Source organism: Streptomyces sp. NPDC048718, assembly GCF_043198875.1.
Classification (GTDB): domain Bacteria; phylum Actinomycetota; class Actinomycetes; order Streptomycetales; family Streptomycetaceae; genus Streptomyces.
The window spans coordinates 17595-34279 of record NZ_JBICVG010000011.1; the positions used below are offsets into that span (position 1 = coordinate 17595).

The window sequence follows — 16685 nt, forward strand, 5'->3', positions numbered from 1 at the left end:
GCGAACGGTGAAACGGTGAAGGGGTGGTGCCGGACATGGTCCTGTTCGTCCTGATCGGGATCGTCGTACTGGCCGCCGCGGGGTGCGGCTGTGTCGTCTGGGCGGCCCGGGGCGGTCCCCGGTGGGTCCGGGGCGTCTCCACCGCGACGCTCGCGGCGGGCGAGGCCGTACGCGCCCTCCAGCGGGCGAACCGAAAGGACCGCTGGGGTCCGAACCGGACAGCTACCGACGACTAGAAGGTTCATGAGATCTTGGGGTTCTGGCTCCGCCGCGTGTGTGGTGGGGCCGGACCCGGACCGGGACGACCTCACGTCCGGCCCGATCATGTCCTGGGCGACGAGGGCTACAGCCCGAAGGCCGGGATGCCTGTACCGGCCGTTTCGCTGTCTGCCGCCCGCGCCCGGTCATCCCCGGCCGCGGACCAGCGTCCAGGTGAGGTCGGCGACCTCGGCCACACTCATGCCGTTCCCGTCGCCGCCCGCGCCGTCGAACTCGCCACGGGTCCAGCGGCCGACGACCGCCAGCACGGCCCCGCTGAGGAAGTGTGCGCGCACCCGGAGCGCCGTCGCGCGGGACGGGCTCGGGTCCTCGGCCGTCAGTTGCTCGAACCACGCCTGTGCCAGGAGGTGTTCGAGGCGAGTGGCGCAGCGTGCGCTGCCGTCCTCGCCGAGCATCTGGCGGTAGACGGCGCGGTGCCGGTCGACCCGGGCGAACAGCTCGATCAAATGCGTCGGAGTGGTGTCGGGCAGGGCGTGCGCGTCCACGGACAGCCGACAGGCGCGGGCCGCCTCGACCACTCCCTCCATCGTCGACTCGGTGGCGTCGAGCAGCAGGTCCTCACGGTCCTTGTAGTGCAGGTAGACCGTGGCGCGGTTCACCTCGGCGCGTTGGGCGATGTCGCTCATGGTGATGCTGTCCAGGTCCTTCTCCGACGAGAGGTCCAGAACGGCGGCCCGCAGCAGTGCCCTGGTCCGCCGGGCGCGGGGGTCGGGTGAGGTGCCGCGGATGCTGGAGTTGTTCGCCATGGGGTCACGGTTCCACATCGTGTGACGGAAATACAACGCTTGTCTTTTAAGCGGCAGTTGTCGTCAGCCGTCGACTGCCGATCGTGCAACCGGTCACGTGCGCGGGATGACGGCACCCGGCGTCACGCCGACCCGGGCCCGCCCGCCGTGCCGTACTCGGGATTCATCGCGGCGGCGATCCGCAGATGCGGTGCGGCTTCCTCCTTGGCCCCCTGCCGTTCCAGGGTCCGGCCCAGCAGGAGCCGGGCATACGCGTCGTCGGGGTTCCGCGCCACCAGCGTCTCCAGTTCGCCGCGTGCCCGCGAGAGTTGTGCCGAGTGGAAGTGGGCACGCGCGGCGAGCATCCGGACGTTCCACTCCTCGGGGTACTCCTCCATCAGCGAGCCCAGCAGGGTCAGGCAGCCCAGTGGATCCCCCTTGTCGAGCAGCGCCTCGGCCAGCCTCAGCCGTTCGACCTCGGCCGGCAGTTCACGCCGGGGTTCGGCCGTGGCCCGGGCCACGAATCGCGCGATCACCTCGGGCGCCTGCGCTCCGGCGAGCGCCTCCCCGCCGATCACCAGGGTCGGCGAGGTCGTCACCCCGATCGCCTTGCCCCGCAGCAGGGTGTCCCGTACGTATTCCTCGGCCCCGCCTTGTTCCAGGAGCAGGGCCCCCTCGGTGAACCCGGCCGCGGAGGCGATCTCCTGGAGTGTCTCCGTTCGGCTGATGTCCCTCTGCTCGACGAAGTGGGCGCGCAGCACCCCCTCCAGTACGGCGTCCTGAAGGGCGGCTCCGCCCTGCTCGTACGCGAGGGCGATCAGCCGGTGCGCGTCATGGCTGGAGGCCCGCCATGACGCGCCCCAGCGCGGCCCGATTCCCTCGGCGGCGGCGATCTCCGAGACTCTGGCGCGGTTCTCGGCCACGGTCATCCCGGGCGCGCAGCCCTTCAGCGCCGCGTCCGCCACCGGCTCGCGCAGCGCCTCCTCCAGTGGTTCCGCCTCCGCCGGCGCCGTGGGGTCGATCCGGAACGGCCGCCACACCACCTCGACGGGCTCGCCGTCCCGCTCCTCGACGAGGGCGGCGGCCTCCTCGAGGGCCGCGGCCAGTCGCCGCTTGCCGATGTACGCCCAGGCGCAGACCACGTCCGCCCATACTTCGATGTGCCTCATGTCTTCAAGTTATTCGACAGATGTCGCGTAAGCAACGCCTGTCGCACATATGTGCCGGAGGGGAAGCACGCCGGAGCCTGGAGCAGCCGGCGAGAGGGTCCGTATGGCGTCCCCCTTGCGGGCCTTCCCGAAGAACCGGCGGGCCCGGCGTCCGGGGCCTGTGCGGCAGACGTACGCGCCTCTTCCGCCACGCAGCGGAACCCCGGTCGCCGCGAGGCCCGGCCTCCGGCCGGACGACGGCACTTCGAAGACACGGCCCAGCCGCTTCTTGTGGATCACTGGACAAGTACCGAGCTACCGGTGATGTGATGAATCCATGCGATCCGAGCATTGCGTGACCAGGAACCACATCGCGGTGTGGCATGACCGTGCGCTGCCGTCGGGACCCGAGCCCATCGGGTTCCGGACGGTACTGCGCGGCTCGCTCCTTCCGGTCCTCGTCTGGACCGGGGTGGCGTGCTTCACGTACGTCGTCTTCGACCCGGTCGTGACGATGGTCCTCGGCGGGCTCTTCACCTTGTCGTTCGGCGTGGCGTTCGGGCTGCGCAGCAGGGCCACGCACTCGGTTCGCTGCAGCGCCTACGGCGCCCTGGGCGGCGTGCTCGACAAGTCCATGGCCGGGTTCTGAGCCGTCGCGGCGCGGGGTGCACCTCCCGCGCCCGTCCCCGTACGCCTCACAGTTCCTTGGCCATCACCGTCTCCCGCCCTCCCTCCGCCACCACGGCGTAGCCGTGCCGCCGGTAGAGCGTCAGGGCCGGTGCGTTCGCGGGGAGTACGGCGAGGGTCAGCCGATTCGCGCCGGATCGTCTCGCCCAGGACTCGACCTCGGTGAGCAGCCGGTCCCCGACGCCCCGGCCACGCGCCCGGGGGCTCACCCACACCGAGTGGAGTTCGCGGGTGCCGGGCCCGTCCCCCGGCGTTCCGGAGGCCATCCCCACGACCTCGCCGTCCATCAGGGCGACGAGGTTGTGGGCGTCCGGCAGCGCGAGCCGCGCCCGCCAGTGCGTCTCGCCACCCTCGTCCCAGTCGGCGAGCCGGGCCGTGAAGGCGTCCGGCGCGTCGGCGAGTGCCGTCAGGCGCGCCTCGCGCCACAACGGCCAGTCGGCCTCGGCGAGAAGACGCAGGCTCACCCCGCCAAGCCGCCCCAGCGCCGTCCGCGCCGCCTCGCCGAACCTCGGGTGGGGCAGGGCCGTTCGAAGGATCTCCTGGGCGGCGGGGTCGCCCAGCGCACCCAGGCCCTCGACGCAGGCGAGGCCGACGCGCCAGTAAGGGTCGCCGGGGGCGAGGCGGCGTTCCAGGACGGTGACGAGAGCGGGCACGCTCTCGGGGGCGCGCAGGTCGGCGAGCAGCCGGACCGGCAACAGGGCGTACGCGACGCGCAGTTCGTTGGTGGCGAGCGCGGCGGCGGCCCGGGCCGTGCGCGGGTCGCCGAGCCGGGTCAGGGCATGAGCGGCGGAGACACAGCGCTCGGGGTCGCGGTGGTTGAGGAGGAGCACCAGGGCCTCGAAGGCCCGCGGGTCGCCGGCGAGGCCGAGCCGGAAGGCGGCGATCTCCCGGGCCCAGAGCGGTTGTCCGGGGGCGGTGAGCGCCTGGTGGAGCCGCGCCGTGCCGACCGTCCGCCCGGCGAGTTCCTCGAATGCCGCCGGTACCGCTTCTCCGCCGTTTCCGATCTCTTCCCGCAAACGATCGATCATCGAGCAGAATTCGGGATCCGCGCTGGAATTCATATTCCGAATCCTATCCGCGACCCAGATCACACATTCCTCAACTCCCCGGGGCTGGCGCGCTCGTTACCCGCCGGTTAATCTCAGGTGAGCGGGCCACCCCCGCACCCCATGACGGCCTGGTGACGCAGCCGTTGTGGTCGTTTGTCGGTTCGGTATTCAGATGTGACCCCGGGACCGGGTCCATCACGTTTTCACAGGGCTGCATTGCGCTCTCGCGCCCCTTACGCACCCCCCGCACGCCCCTCGTACACTCGCGCGCTCTTCGGCGCGCCGCCGCACACCGTCGTGCGCCCACGTCCCCGCGTTCGCTCCCCGCGCGCGTTCCGCCCGCACCCCCGCACCCCCGCACGCGCATCGGGTGCACTCCACGCGCCCGCACGCTTTCAGTCGTCACTCTTCCTCTCAGGAGTCCCCTGATGGACACCCCTCTCTCCACCATCGCCGTCGTCGGCCTCGGCACCATGGGCTCGGGAATCGCCGACATCCTGGCCCGCGCCGGCCGTGAGGTCGTCGGCATCGACATCAGCGAAGACGCCGCCACCCACGCCGTCACCGCGCTGGAGGCCTCCACCGCCCGCGCCGTGGCCCGCGGCCGCGTCACGGAGGAGGAACGGCAGCGCACCCTCGCCCGGTTCCGTACCTCCTGCGACCTCCGGGCGGCCGCCGACGCCGACCTCGTGATCGAGGTCGTGCCCGAGTCGTACGAGACCAAGCAGGAGGTCTTCCGGGCCCTCGACGGCATCGTCCGCCCCGACACGATCCTCGCCACCGGCACCAACGCGCTGTCCGTGACCCGGCTCGCCGCCGACTCGGCGCACCCCGAGCGGGTGCTCGGTCTGCACTTCTTCACCCCCGTCCAGGCCATGAAGCTGGTCGAGGTCGTCTCCTCGGTGCTGACCGACCCGCGCGCCGTGGACGCCGTCACCCGGCTCGCCCAGGAACTCGGCAAGGAGCCCGTGGCGGTCGGCGACCGGCCCGGTTTCGTCGCCGACGGACTGCTCTTCGGCTACCTCAACCAGGCCGCCGCGATGTACGAGGCCCAGTACGCCTCCCGCGAGGACATCGACGCCGCGATGAAGCTCGGCTGCGGACTGCCGATGGGCCCGCTCGCGCTGCTCGACCTGATCGGCATCGACACCGCCCGGACCGTCCTCGACGCGATGTACGCCGCCTCCCACGACCGGCTGCACGCCCCCGCCCCGATCCTCAAGCAGCTCAGCGAGGCCGGCCTGACCGGCCGTAAGGCGGGCCGCGGCTTCTACACGTACGAGGGACCCGACTCGGCCGTCACCGTCCCCGACGCGCTCACCCCCGGGGCGGCCGGCACCGCCGGCGCGGGCCGCGAGGTCCGCTCGGTCGGCGTCGCCGGCTCGGGCACCATGGCCTCCGGCATCGCCGAGGTCTTCGCGAAGGCCGGCTACGACGTCGTCCTCGCCGCCCGCTCGCAGGAGAAGGCCGACACCGCCAAGGCCCGGATCGCGAAGTCCCTGGCCCGCTCGGTCGACAAGGGCCGCATGACGGGCGAGGCGCGCGACGAGACGCTGGCCCGGATCAGCCCCGCCGGGGCGCTCGACGCCTTCGCCGATGTCGACCTGGCCGTCGAGGCCGTCGCCGAGGACTTGGAGATCAAGCAGGAGCTGTTCGCCCGCCTGGACAAGATCTGCAAGCCGGGCGCGGTGCTCGCCACCACCACCTCCTCGCTGCCCGTCATCGCCTGCGCCCGGGCCACCGGCCGCCCGCAGGACGTCATCGGCATGCACTTCTTCAACCCGGCGCCCGCCATGAAGCTGGTGGAGATCGTCCGCACGGTGCTGACCGCCGACGACGTCCACGCCACCGTCCGCGCGGTCACCACGAAGATCCGCAAGCACCCGGTGGACTGCGGCGACCGGGCCGGCTTCATCGTGAACGCGCTGCTGTTCCCGTACCTCAACAACGCGGTCAAGATGGTCCAGGAGCACTACGCGACCCTCGACGACATCGACACCGCGATGAAGCTCGGCGGCGGCTACCCGATGGGCCCGTTCGAGCTGCTCGACGTGGTCGGCCTCGACGTCTCCCTCGCCATCGAGAAGGTCCTGCACCGCGAGTTCCGCGACCCGGGCCTCGCCCCCGCGCCGCTCCTGGAGCACCTGGTGGCCGCGGGCTGCCTCGGCCGCAAGACGGGCCGCGGCTTCCGCGAATATGCCCGCCGCTAAGGGCCCGCCGGAGCCGTACCAAGGATGGGGAGGGCTGCTCAGCCCGGCGGGCACCACCGGTGCCGGGCCGGGCGGCTCTCCCCCGTCCGGGCACGCCGCCGCTCCGATGCAGTACGTTCGGGGCATGCCCAAGGCCGCGAAGACACCCCGTGCCACGTCCACGCCCGACGCTCAGGAGAGCGCGGCGGGGACCCGTGCCGCCGCACAGCGGCTCAAAATGCGCCGGGAACTGGCCGCCGCGGCCATGGAACTCTTCGCCACCAAGGGCTACGAGGCCACCACCGTCGACGAGATCGCGGCTGCCGCCGGGGTCGCCCGCCGGACCTTCTTCCGGCACTTCCGCTCCAAGGAAGAGGCGATCTTCCCCGACCACGACGACACCCTGGTACGCGCCGAGGCGGTCCTCAACGCCGCCCCGCCGCACGAGCACCCGCTCGACACGGTGTGCCGGGGCATCAAGGAGGTCATGAAGATGTACGCGGGCGCGCCCGCCGTCTCCGTGGCCCGCTACCGCCTCACTCGCGAGGTACCGACCCTCCGCGAACGCGAGATCGCCTCGGTGGCCCGTTACGAGCGGCTGTTCACCCGCTATCTGCTCGGCCACTTCGACGAGCGCGACCACCACGACGGCAACGACGACCCGCTGCTGGCCGAGGTCGCCGCCTCGGCCGTCGTCACCGCCCACAACCACGTCCTGCGCCGCTGGCTGCGCGCGGGCGGCCAGGGCGACGTGGAGACCCAGCTCGACCACGCCTTCGCCATCGTCCGGGAGACCTTCGGCACCGGCATAGGCGCCCGGCCGGGCACGGCGGCGGCGACGGGGGCCGCGGGTGCGGCCGGTGCCGCGGTACGGGCCGAGGACGCGGACGTCCCCGAGCAGCCGGCCGCCGTCCCGGCCACGCCGGTCGCGACCGCTTCGACGACCGGCGACGTCATGGTCGCCGTGGCCCGCGCGGACGCCCCGCTGGACGAGATCATGCGGACGATCCAGCAGGCCCTGACGCGGGGCTGAGGGGGTTTCAGGGGAAAACACTGGGCTGGCATATGCCAGCCTGCGGGGGTTGAGCCAGGTGGGCTGGGCCCGCATGCGAGCGCCCCGACAGAGGCCGGATGACATATGCCCGGTGGTACCTGACGCGGGGACTACTCGGACAGGTGGCGGTGGGGCAAGGCCCATACGGCTTGGGCCGCACCGACAGTGCGGCCGACTGATACAGGTCAGCCGGCAGGTGAGTGCGGTGGCTGGGGCTGGGCCCGCATGGGCACGAGGCGGCTGGTGCGTGGCCCGCACGGGCGTAAGGCGGCTACGGGTGGGCGCATGTTGTTTGCGCCGCGTTGGCCTTTTTTGTGCCTCGGTTCACCTCCGGGGTGCTGGAGTCGGACTCACAGCACCGATCGTGCTCGGCCCACTCGTTCCTCGCGGGCCTGCGCGCGTTCGGCACTGTTCCCCCGACGCACCCCTTCGGCTCACTCGGCCATAGGCCAGCCCGGTTGTATTGGCGTCGTCAGGTGCCCGGCCCGCACTCGCGCCGACTCCGGGGGCAGGCCCGCACTGGCTCGTACACGGCAGTGTCCGGCCCGCACTTCCAAGGTGACCTGGCCACACCACCCACCCGCACCTCGCCTCCCACGCACCCCTCCCCCACCCCATCCCCCCAGCTCAGACCCCATTTCGATCGATCATCGCTCATCCGTGAACACCAGATCGCATCTGAGTGAAATTGTTGGCACGCAGTGCCTTGTCAGGTGACACGGCGTGCCATACGTTGATGTCGTCCGGGCGGCCGGCGCCCGAGGAGACTTCTCGTTCGCCGGCTGTCCCCACGGGTGATCCCTCCCGTGCGCCCGGACGCCTGCGTCACAGGCACCCCGCGCGCCCCACCACGGCGCCGCCACAGCAGCACCCCGCGCCGAACCGACGGCAACCTCCACCGCAGCACCCCGACGTAACCCTCACGCGTCCCCGCAGGGACGCCGCACCGCCGGAGGCACCCCGTGAAGGACATCCTGGACGCGATCCAGTCCCCCGACTCCACCTCGGCCGACTTCGCCGGCCTCAAGCTTCCCGAGTCGTACCGCGCCGTGACCGTCCACAAGGACGAGCAGGAGATGTTCGCCGGGCAGGCGAGCCGCGACAAGGACCCGCGCACGTCGCTCCACCTGGACGAGGTGCCGCTGCCCGAACTGGGCCCGGGTGAGGCGCTGGTCGCCGTCATGGCCAGCTCCGTGAACTACAACTCGGTCTGGAGCTCGATCTTCGAGCCGGTCTCGACGTTCTCGTTCCTGGAGCGCTACGGCCGGCTGTCGGAGCTGACCAAGCGCCACGACCTGCCGTACCACATCATCGGCTCGGACCTCGCGGGCGTCGTGCTGCGCACCGGCCCCGGCGTCAACGCCTGGCGGCCCGGCGACGAGGTCGTCGCGCACTGCCTCTCGGTCGAGATGGAGTCCTCCGACGGTCACAACGACACGATGCTCGACCCCGAGCAGCGCATCTGGGGCTTCGAGACCAACTTCGGCGGCCTCGCCGAGATCGCGCTCGTGAAGTCCAACCAGCTGATGCCGAAGCCCGGCCACCTCAGCTGGGAGGAGGCGGCGGCGCCCGGTCTGGTCAACTCCACCGCGTACCGCCAGCTGGTCTCCCGCAACGGCGCCGGGATGAAGCAGGGCGACAACGTCCTGATCTGGGGCGCGAGCGGCGGTCTCGGTTCGTACGCCACGCAGTTCGCGCTGGCCGGCGGCGCCAACCCGATCTGTGTCGTCTCCTCCCCGGAGAAGGCCGACATCTGCCGTGCCATGGGCGCGGAGGCGGTCATCGACCGCACCGCCGAGGGCTACAAGTTCTGGCAGGACGAGCACACCCAGGACCCGCGCGAGTGGAAGCGCTTCGGCAAGCGCATCCGCGAGCTGACCGGCGGCGAGGACGTCGACATCGTCTTCGAGCACCCGGGCCGCGAGACCTTCGGCGCCTCGGTCTACGTCACCCGCAAGGGCGGCACCATCGTCACCTGTGCCTCCACCTCGGGCTACAACCACGAGTACGACAACCGCTATCTGTGGATGTCCCTGAAGCGGATCATCGGCTCGCACTTCGCCAACTACCGCGAGGCGTGGGAGGCCAACCGGCTGATCGCCAAGGGCAAGATCCACCCCACCCTCTCCAAGGTCTACTCCCTGGAGGAGACCGGCCAGGCTGCCTACGACGTGCACCGCAACCTGCACCAGGGCAAGGTCGGCGTGCTCGCGCTCGCGCCCGAGGAGGGCCTCGGCGTGCGCGACCACGAGATGCGGGCCAGGCACCTCGACGCGATCAACCGTTTCCGCGACGTCTGAGAGATCCGGAACCCCGAACCCCCCCCCTGATCCGAGATCCGCGATCCGAGACCCCTGGTCCGAGATCCGAACCGAAACCGGGACCACAGATGACAGAGCGCCAGAAGGACCGGCCGTGGCTCATGCGGACGTACGCCGGCCACTCCACGGCCGAGGCGTCGAACGAGCTGTACCGGCGCAACCTCGCCAAGGGCCAGACCGGCCTCTCCGTCGCGTTCGACCTGCCCACGCAGACCGGCTACGACCCCGACCACGTCCTCGCCCGCGGCGAGGTCGGCCGGGTCGGGGTGCCCGTCTCGCACCTCGGTGACATGCGGCGACTGTTCCAGGACATCCCCCTGGAGCAGATGAACACCTCGATGACGATCAACGCCACCGCCATGTGGCTGCTGGCGCTCTACCAGGTGGTCGCCGAGGAGCAGGGCGCGGACATCACCCAGCTCCAGGGCACCACGCAGAACGACATCGTGAAGGAGTACCTGTCGCGCGGGACGCACGTCTTCCCGCCCGGCCCGTCGCTCCGTCTCACGACGGACATGATCGCGTACACGGTCAACCACATCCCGAAGTGGAACCCGATCAACATCTGCAGCTACCACCTGCAGGAGGCGGGAGCCACGCCGGTCCAGGAGATCGCGTACGCGATGTCCACGGCGATCGCCGTCCTCGACGCGGTCCGTGACTCCGGTCAGGTGCCCGAGGAGCGTTTCGGCGAGGTCGTCGCCCGGATCTCGTTCTTCGTGAACGCCGGCGTCCGGTTCGTCGAGGAGATGTGCAAGATGCGCGCCTTCGGCCGCATCTGGGACCGTGTCACCCGGGAGCGGTACGGCATCGAGGACGCCAAGCAGCGCCGTTTCCGGTACGGCGTGCAGGTCAACTCGCTCGGTCTGACCGAGGCCCAGCCGGAGAACAACGTCCAGCGGATCGTCCTGGAGATGCTGGCCGTCACCCTCTCCAAGGACGCCCGCGCCCGGGCCGTCCAGCTCCCGGCGTGGAACGAGGCGCTCGGTCTGCCGCGTCCCTGGGACCAGCAGTGGTCGCTCCGTATCCAGCAGGTGCTGGCCCACGAGTCGGACCTGCTGGAGTACGAGGACATCTTCGCCGGCTCGCACGTCATCGAGGCCAAGGTGGACGCCCTGGTCGAGGAGTGCCTGGCGGAGATCGAGCGGATCCAGGAGATGGGCGGCGCGATGGCCGCCGTCGAGTCCGGCTACCTGAAGGCGCAGCTGGTCTCCTCGCACGCCGAGCGGCGGGCCCGGATCGAGTCCGGCGAGGAGAAGATCGTCGGCGTCAACATCTTCGAGACGACCGAGCCGAACCCGCTCACCTCGGACCTGGATACCGCGATCCAGACCGTCGACCCGGCCGTCGAGGCCCGGGTGGTGGCCGGTCTCGGCACTTGGCGGGACACCCGCTACCAGCCGCCGTTCAACCACCCACGCCCGTGCAAGGCGCTGGAACGGCTGAAGGAGGCGGCGAAGGGCACCGGCAACCTCATGGAGGCGACCCTGGAGTGCGCCCGTGCCGGTGTCACGACCGGCGAGTGGGCCGGGGCGCTGCGCGAGGTCTTCGGCGAGTTCCGCGCGCCGACCGGGGTGTCGTCCGCACCGGTGGCCGTGCCGGCCGAGGAGGGCTCGCCGCTGGCCGAGGTGCGCCGGCGGGTCGACGCGACCGCGCGGGACCTCGGGGTCGGCAAGCTCCGCTTCCTGGTGGGCAAGCCGGGCCTGGACGGGCACTCCAACGGCGCCGAGCAGATCGCCGTACGGGCCCGTGACGCCGGGTTCGAGGTGGTCTACCAGGGCATCCGGCTGACGCCGGCGCAGATCGTGGACGCCGCCCTGGAGGAGGATGTGCACGCGGTCGGTCTGTCGATCCTCTCCGGTTCGCACTCCCGGCTCGTCCCGGACGTCCTCGACCGGCTGCGGGACGCGGGCGCGGCGGACATCCCGGTCGTCGTCGGCGGGATCATCCCGAACGCCGACGCCGCGGAGCTCCGCGCGGCCGGAGTGGCCGCCGTCTTCACCCCGAAGGACTTCGGCATCACCGGGATCATCGGACGTATCGTCGACGAGATCCGCAAAGCCAACCAGCTCAGCCCCCTCGAACGTACGGAGGTCCCCGCATGACCACGCCCTCTTCCCCTGTGAACCGGCTGCGCCCGCGCCGCTCGTGCCTGGCGGTGCCCGGCTCCAACCCGCGCTTCCTGGAGAAGGCCCAGGGCCTCGCCGCCGACCAGGTCTTCCTGGACCTGGAGGACGCCTGCGCGCCGCTGGCGAAGCCGGAGGCCCGGCACACCATCGTGAAGTTCCTCAACGAGGGCGACTGGACCGGCAAGACGAGGGTCGTGCGGGTCAACGACTGGACGACCCACTGGACGTACCGTGACGTCGTCACCGTCGTCGAGGGCGCCGGCCAGAACCTCGACTGCATCATGCTGCCGAAGGTGCAGACCGCCGAGCAGATCGTGGCGCTCGACCTGCTGCTCACGCAGATCGAGAAGACCATGGGCTTCGAGGTCGGCAAGATCGGTATCGAGGCGCAGATCGAGAACGCCCAGGGTCTGGTCAACGTGAACGCGATCGCGCAGGCCTCGCAGCGGATCGAGACCATCATCTTCGGCCCGGCCGACTTCATGGCCTCGATCAACATGAAGTCGCTGGTCGTGGGCGAGCAGCCGCCCGGCTACCCGGCGGACGCGTACCACCACATCCTGATGAGCATCCTGATGGCCGCCCGGGCCAACAACCTCCAGGCGATCGACGGCCCCTACCTCCAGATCCGCAACCAGGAGGGCTACCGCGCGGTCGCGCAGCGCGCCGCCGCCCTCGGCTTCGACGGCAAGTGGGTGCTGCACCCGGACCAGGTCGCCGCGGCGAACGAGATCTTCTCGCCCTCGCAGGAGGACTTCGACCACGCGGAGCTCATCCTCGACGCGTACGACTACTACACGTCCGAGGCGGGCGGGAAGAAGGGCTCGGCGATGCTCGGCGACGAGATGATCGACGAGGCCTCCCGCAAGATGGCGCTGGTGATCTCCGGCAAGGGCCGGGCCGCCGGAATGAAGCGCACCAGCTCGTTCGAACTGCCCGATTCGGAAAAGAAGGCGGAGGCCTGATCGTCATGCAGTTCGGCCGTACCTACGAAGAATTCGAGATCGGCGCTGTCTACAAGCACTGGCCCGGAAAGACGGTCACCGAGTACGACGACCATCTCTTCTGTCTGCTGACGATGAACCACCATCCGCTGCACATGGACGTGAATTACGCGGAGAACACGACGGACTTCAAGAAGAACGTCGTCGTCGGCAACTACATCTACTCGCTGCTGCTCGGCATGTCCGTGCCGGACGTCTCCGGCAAGGCCATCGCGAACCTGGAGGTCGAGTCGCTGCGGCACGTGGCGCCGACCTTCCACGGCGACACGATCTACGGCGAGACCACGGTCCTCGACAAGACGCCGTCGCGGTCGAAGAGCGACCGGGGCATCGTCTACGTCGAGACCAAGGGCTACAAGCAGGACGGCACCCTGGTGTGCGTCTTCCGCCGCAAGGTGATGGTCCCGACCGCCGAGTACATCGACGCGCGCGGCGGCGAGCAGCCCGGCCGCCCGGCCTTGAAGGAACAGGGGAAGTAGTCATGGCGCGACTCGCCCAGACGCACGGTCTCACCGACGTCCAGCAGGAGATCGTCTCGACGGTCCGCGCGTTCGTCGACAAGGAGATCATCCCGGTCGCCACGGAGCTGGAGCACCGTGACGAGTACCCCCAGCAGATCGTGGACGGGCTCAAGGAGCTCGGCGTCTTCGGTCTGATGATCCCCGAGGAGTACGGGGGGCTGGGTGAGTCGCTGCTCACCTACGCGCTGTGCGTGGAGGAGATCGCGCGCGGCTGGATGTCGGTGTCCGGCATCATCAACACGCACTTCATCGTGGCCTACATGCTCAAGCAGCACGGCACGCAGGAGCAGAAGGACTACTTCCTGCCGCGGATGGCGGCCGGCGAGACGCGCGGCGCGTTCTCGATGTCGGAGCCGGGGCTCGGCTCGGACGTGTCCGCCATCACGTCGAAGGCGGTGAAGGACGGCGACGAGTACGTCCTGAACGGCCAGAAGATGTGGCTGACGAACGGTGGTACGTCCACGCTGGTCGCCGTCCTCGTACGGAGTGACGAAGGCCACCCCGAGGGCACCGCCCCGCACAAGTCGATGACGACCTTCCTGGTGGAGAAGGAGGCCGGCTTCGGCGAGGTCCGGCCGGGACTCACCATCCCTGGCAAGATCGAGAAGATGGGCTACAAGGGGGTCGACACCACCGAGCTCATCATGGACGGGCTGCGAATCCCGGCCGATCGGGTGCTCGGCGGGGTCACCGGCCGAGGGTTTTACCAAATGATGGACGGCGTGGAGGTCGGCCGCGTCAATGTGGCGGCCCGTGGCTGCGGTGTCGCACAGCGTGCCTTCGAGCTGGGTGTCCAGTATGCCCAGCAGCGTCACACTTTCGGCAAGCAGATCGCCCAGCACCAGGCGATCCAGTTCAAGCTGGCCGAGATGGCTACCAAGGTCGAGGCCGCCCATGCCATGATGGTGAATGCAGCACGCAAAAAGGACTCCGGGGAACGAAACGACCTCGAAGCAGGCATGGCGAAGTACCTCGCCTCCGAGTACTGCAAGGAAGTCGTCGAGGACGCGTTCCGCATCCACGGCGGTTACGGGTTCTCGAAGGAGTACGAGATCGAGCGCCTCTACCGCGAGGCACCCATGCTGCTGATCGGCGAAGGCACCGCCGAGATCCAGAAAATGATCATTGGTCGTCGACTGCTCGAGGAGTACCGATTCCAGGGTTGATTGTCCCTTTCGAGTCGGTTTGGCCGCGAAGAAGATCACACCCTGTGTTCGTCTTCCGGCCGCCGACTCGGCTTCTGGCTTGCCCAGTTGCGGCCCGCAACCGATAGCATCGCCGGTAAAAGCCGCCGTCCCCCGTTGCCAGTGCGGCCTCATCCGCTACGAAGGTCATCCATGCCCCACAGCCAAACCTCTGCACACCGCGACCGCCTCAAGGGCGTGCGCATCGCACGCGGAGCATCGCCGTGGCTTCTGCCGACCGTCGCCACCGCGGCGCTCAGCCTCGCGCGCTCCCGCAAGTCGAAGCGTGCCGCGGCCATCGCCGTCCCGACCACCGCTCTCGCGGCCGGCATGCTGTGGTTCTTCCGCGACCCCGAGCGAGAGATCGCGTCGGGCCGGGTCATCTCGCCCGCCGACGGCGTGGTGCAGAGCATCATGCCCTGGAAGGACGGCCGCACCCGCGTCGCGATCTTCATGAGCCCGCTGAACGTCCACGTCAACCGCGCCCCCCTGGCGGGCACGGTGACGTCCGTGGAGCACGTCCCCGGTGGCTTCGTGCCGGCGTTCAACAAGGAGAGCGAGAACAACGAGCGGGTCGTCTGGCACTTCGACACCGAGCTCGGCGACATCGAGATGGTGCAGATCGCGGGCGCCGTGGCGCGCCGCATCGTGCCGTACATCCCGCAGGGGACGAAGGTCGAGCAGGGTGACCGGATCGGCCTCATCCGCTTCGGCTCGCGCGTCGACATCTACCTCCCGGAGGGTGTCGAGGTCGCCGTCGAGGTCGGTCAGGCCACGACCGCGGGGGTGACTCGCATTGACCGTGATTGATCCTGATACACGGGCGGCCGACTGGGCCGCCGACGGCACGGTGGAGTCCGCCGACGAGGCCGAGGAGATGCCGCTGTCGATGAGGCTGTCCATAGCGGACGCCCTCACGCTCGGCAACGCCACGTGCGGCTTCATGGCGGTGTACTTCACCACCACCGGCATCCTCATCCCGCACCTCACCGGCAACGGCGTGGAGAGCGGCATGGCGCGGCACTCCGCCGCGACCGCCGTGATCCTGATGCTGTGCGCGGCGATCTTCGACCTGTGCGACGGGCTCGTGGCGCGCAAGCTGCGCAGCTCGCCGATGGGTGCCGAGCTCGACAACCTGTCGGACCTGATCAGCTTCGGTCTGGCGCCGGCGTACTTCGTGCTCGTGTACGGCATGGTCGCGGACGACGCGCACCAGAAGGTCTCGGCCGTGGCCGCGATCGTGGTGCTGCTCGCGGTGGTGCTGAGGCTCGCGCGGTTCTCGTGCGTGACGATGAAGGACGGCATGTTCCAGGGCATGCCGAGCCCGTTCGGCGCGCTCACGGTCGTCTCGATCATCCTGCTCGAGCTGCCGTTCGTACCGACGCTCCTCGCGATCATCGGTACGGCGTGGCTGATGGTGAGCCGGGTCGAGTACCCGAAGCCGCGGGGTGTCCTCGCGGCGGCGATGCTCAGCTGGATCGTCGGCGCGATGGCCATGCTGGCCGCCTGGGCGTTCGACGCCCCCGGCGGTGCGCTGCTGCTCCAGACGGGCTGCGCGCTCCAGGTGGTCCTGGGCGCCGTGATCCCGCTCTTCGCCACGGCCCGGAGGGTGAACACCTTCCGAGGCAACCGGCGCGAGAGCCGGGAGGCCCGCGAGGCCCAGGCCGCGCAGCTGCGGTAAGGCCGCGGTCGGTACGAGGGACAGCCGAAAGGGCCCCGGACGCTTCAAGCGTCCGGGGCCCTTTCGTGTGCGGGGGTCTGTGGCGGCGTGCGGGGCGGCCGGGTGCGGGACCGTCGGGTACGAGGCCCGCGCGGGGCCGGGTGGTGCGGGCTTCGGGGGCTCTGGAGGTACGGGAGCTCTGGGCGTACGGGGCTCAGCCCAGCCGCTTGTAGTACAGCGTCGTCGGGCGCAGCGTGCCCGACGGGTCCGCCGCGAAGTCCGGGATGGTGCCGGCGGCCGTCCAGCCGGCCGCGCGGTAGAGCGCCTCGGCGGGGCTGTCGGTCTGGGTGTCGAGGACGAGCAGGGTCAGCCCCTCGGCCGCGGCGTGCGCCTCCGCCGTGTCGAGCAGCCGGCGCCCGAGGCCGCGCCCCCGGGCGTCGCGGTGGACGACGAGGCGGGCGATCTCGCCGCGATGGCGGCCGTTCGGCTTGTCGTCGCGGACGAGGGTGACGGCACCGAGGACGCGCCCCGCGGGGTCGAGGGCCGCCCAGACGTCCCGGAGCCCTGCCACCCCCGTCCACCAGGAGGCGGCCTCCGAGGGCTCCAGGGGTGCCAGGAAGCCGACGGAGGCGCCTCCTGCCACGGCGTCCACCAGGAGGGCGGCGAGGCCGTCCGACGCCCGCTCGCGGACCTCCTCGGGGGTGCAGAGGGTGATCGTGATGTCGTTCATGGGAG

The 16685-nt window shown here is 70.3% G+C and carries 15 protein-coding genes and 1 pseudogene; 11 read left to right on the forward strand and 5 right to left on the reverse strand.

Features of this window, described 5'->3' with window-relative positions; all coding sequences use genetic code 11:
* Positions 1-35: 35 nt before the first annotated feature.
* A complete protein-coding gene (locus ACGFRB_RS21355) occupies positions 36-236 on the forward strand; it encodes a hypothetical protein (RefSeq protein ID WP_361232166.1) in 201 nt (66 codons plus the stop codon).
* 168 nt (positions 237-404) lie between these two features.
* On the opposite strand, the gene ACGFRB_RS21360 is transcribed toward ACGFRB_RS21355, so the two are convergent.
* Together ACGFRB_RS21360 and ACGFRB_RS21365 are read right to left on the reverse strand one after the other, a co-directional pair.
* A complete protein-coding gene (locus ACGFRB_RS21360; protein ID WP_393244964.1) occupies positions 405-1025 on the reverse strand; it encodes a TetR/AcrR family transcriptional regulator in 621 nt (206 codons plus the stop codon).
* 122 nt (positions 1026-1147) lie between these two features.
* Complete coding sequence (locus tag ACGFRB_RS21365; RefSeq protein ID WP_393244966.1) at positions 1148-2173, reverse strand: DsbA family protein; 1026 nt, start codon at positions 2171-2173, stop codon at positions 1148-1150.
* A gap of 316 nt (positions 2174-2489) precedes the next feature.
* On the opposite strand from ACGFRB_RS21365, the gene ACGFRB_RS21370 reads away from it, so the two are divergent.
* Positions 2490-2801, forward strand: coding sequence for a hypothetical protein (locus tag ACGFRB_RS21370; RefSeq protein ID WP_393244968.1), 312 nt, complete (start codon positions 2490-2492; stop codon positions 2799-2801).
* A 46-nt stretch (positions 2802-2847) separates the two neighbouring features.
* Here the strand turns inward: ACGFRB_RS21370 and ACGFRB_RS21375 are convergent, their stop codons facing one another.
* Both ACGFRB_RS21375 and ACGFRB_RS21380 read right to left on the reverse strand, forming a co-directional pair.
* Positions 2848-3303, reverse strand: a complete 456-nt coding sequence (locus ACGFRB_RS21375) for a GNAT family N-acetyltransferase (protein ID WP_393245284.1) — start codon at positions 3301-3303, stop codon at positions 2848-2850.
* A gap of 6 nt (positions 3304-3309) precedes the next feature.
* Positions 3310-3900: pseudogene (locus ACGFRB_RS21380) on the reverse strand (HEAT repeat domain-containing protein); the annotation flags it as partial.
* A gap of 416 nt (positions 3901-4316) precedes the next feature.
* Between ACGFRB_RS21380 and ACGFRB_RS21385 the strand changes: the two are divergent.
* From ACGFRB_RS21385 to pssA, 9 genes are all read left to right on the forward strand, one after another.
* Positions 4317-6098, forward strand: a complete 1782-nt coding sequence (locus ACGFRB_RS21385) for a 3-hydroxyacyl-CoA dehydrogenase family protein (RefSeq protein WP_393244970.1) — start codon at positions 4317-4319, stop codon at positions 6096-6098.
* Positions 6099-6222: 124 nt separating this feature from the next.
* Positions 6223-7110 carry a TetR family transcriptional regulator gene (locus tag ACGFRB_RS21390; RefSeq protein WP_393244972.1) on the forward strand — a complete coding sequence of 296 codons (888 nt, stop codon included), beginning with the start codon at positions 6223-6225 and terminating at the stop codon, positions 7108-7110.
* A gap of 983 nt (positions 7111-8093) precedes the next feature.
* Complete coding sequence (gene ccrA / locus ACGFRB_RS21395; RefSeq protein ID WP_393244974.1) at positions 8094-9431, forward strand: crotonyl-CoA carboxylase/reductase; 1338 nt, start codon at positions 8094-8096, stop codon at positions 9429-9431.
* Between the two features lie 89 nt (positions 9432-9520).
* Positions 9521-11557, forward strand: coding sequence for a protein meaA (locus tag ACGFRB_RS21400; RefSeq protein WP_363006199.1), 2037 nt, complete (start codon positions 9521-9523; stop codon positions 11555-11557).
* Entirely contained in the window at positions 11554-12546 is a 993-nt protein-coding gene (locus ACGFRB_RS21405; RefSeq protein ID WP_393244976.1) for an HpcH/HpaI aldolase/citrate lyase family protein, read from the forward strand. Before ACGFRB_RS21400 ends, ACGFRB_RS21405 begins: the two co-directional genes overlap by 4 nt.
* Before the next feature lie 5 nt (positions 12547-12551).
* Complete coding sequence (locus ACGFRB_RS21410) at positions 12552-13064, forward strand: MaoC family dehydratase (protein ID WP_361232052.1); 513 nt, start codon at positions 12552-12554, stop codon at positions 13062-13064.
* A 2-nt stretch (positions 13065-13066) separates the two neighbouring features.
* On the forward strand, positions 13067-14272 hold the full coding sequence (locus tag ACGFRB_RS21415; protein ID WP_361232054.1) for an acyl-CoA dehydrogenase family protein: 1206 nt from the start codon (positions 13067-13069) through the stop codon (positions 14270-14272).
* Between the two features lie 171 nt (positions 14273-14443).
* Positions 14444-15100: a phosphatidylserine decarboxylase gene (locus ACGFRB_RS21420; protein WP_361232056.1), complete on the forward strand. Its 657-nt coding sequence runs from the start codon at positions 14444-14446 to the stop codon at positions 15098-15100.
* Complete coding sequence (gene pssA / locus ACGFRB_RS21425; protein ID WP_363006231.1) at positions 15093-15971, forward strand: CDP-diacylglycerol--serine O-phosphatidyltransferase; 879 nt, start codon at positions 15093-15095, stop codon at positions 15969-15971. The genes ACGFRB_RS21420 and pssA overlap by 8 nt, the downstream gene beginning before the upstream one ends.
* Before the next feature lie 193 nt (positions 15972-16164).
* Here the strand turns inward: pssA and ACGFRB_RS21430 are convergent, their stop codons facing one another.
* Positions 16165-16680 (reverse strand): GNAT family N-acetyltransferase, encoded by a 516-nt coding sequence (locus tag ACGFRB_RS21430; RefSeq protein WP_393244979.1) that lies wholly within the window; start codon positions 16678-16680, stop codon positions 16165-16167.
* Positions 16681-16685 lie beyond the last annotated feature (5 nt).

Excerpts from the sequence above, each read along its gene's own strand:
- ACGFRB_RS21355 (WP_361232166.1), top strand. The coding sequence starts at position 36 with ATGGTCCTGTTCGTCCTGATCGGGATCGTCGTACTGGCCGCCGCGGGG.
- ACGFRB_RS21360 (WP_393244964.1), bottom strand. The coding sequence starts at position 1,025 with ATGGCGAACAACTCCAGCATCCGCGGCACCTCACCCGACCCCCGCGCC.
- ACGFRB_RS21365 (WP_393244966.1), bottom strand. The coding sequence starts at position 2,173 with ATGAGGCACATCGAAGTATGGGCGGACGTGGTCTGCGCCTGGGCGTAC.
- ACGFRB_RS21370 (WP_393244968.1), top strand. The coding sequence starts at position 2,490 with ATGCGATCCGAGCATTGCGTGACCAGGAACCACATCGCGGTGTGGCAT.
- ACGFRB_RS21385 (WP_393244970.1), top strand. The coding sequence starts at position 4,317 with ATGGACACCCCTCTCTCCACCATCGCCGTCGTCGGCCTCGGCACCATG.
- ACGFRB_RS21390 (WP_393244972.1), top strand. The coding sequence starts at position 6,223 with ATGCCCAAGGCCGCGAAGACACCCCGTGCCACGTCCACGCCCGACGCT.
- ACGFRB_RS21400 (WP_363006199.1), top strand. The coding sequence starts at position 9,521 with ATGACAGAGCGCCAGAAGGACCGGCCGTGGCTCATGCGGACGTACGCC.
- ACGFRB_RS21405 (WP_393244976.1), top strand. The coding sequence starts at position 11,554 with ATGACCACGCCCTCTTCCCCTGTGAACCGGCTGCGCCCGCGCCGCTCG.
- ACGFRB_RS21410 (WP_361232052.1), top strand. The coding sequence starts at position 12,552 with ATGCAGTTCGGCCGTACCTACGAAGAATTCGAGATCGGCGCTGTCTAC.
- ACGFRB_RS21415 (WP_361232054.1), top strand. The coding sequence starts at position 13,067 with ATGGCGCGACTCGCCCAGACGCACGGTCTCACCGACGTCCAGCAGGAG.
- ACGFRB_RS21420 (WP_361232056.1), top strand. The coding sequence starts at position 14,444 with ATGCCCCACAGCCAAACCTCTGCACACCGCGACCGCCTCAAGGGCGTG.
- ACGFRB_RS21430 (WP_393244979.1), bottom strand. The coding sequence starts at position 16,680 with ATGAACGACATCACGATCACCCTCTGCACCCCCGAGGAGGTCCGCGAG.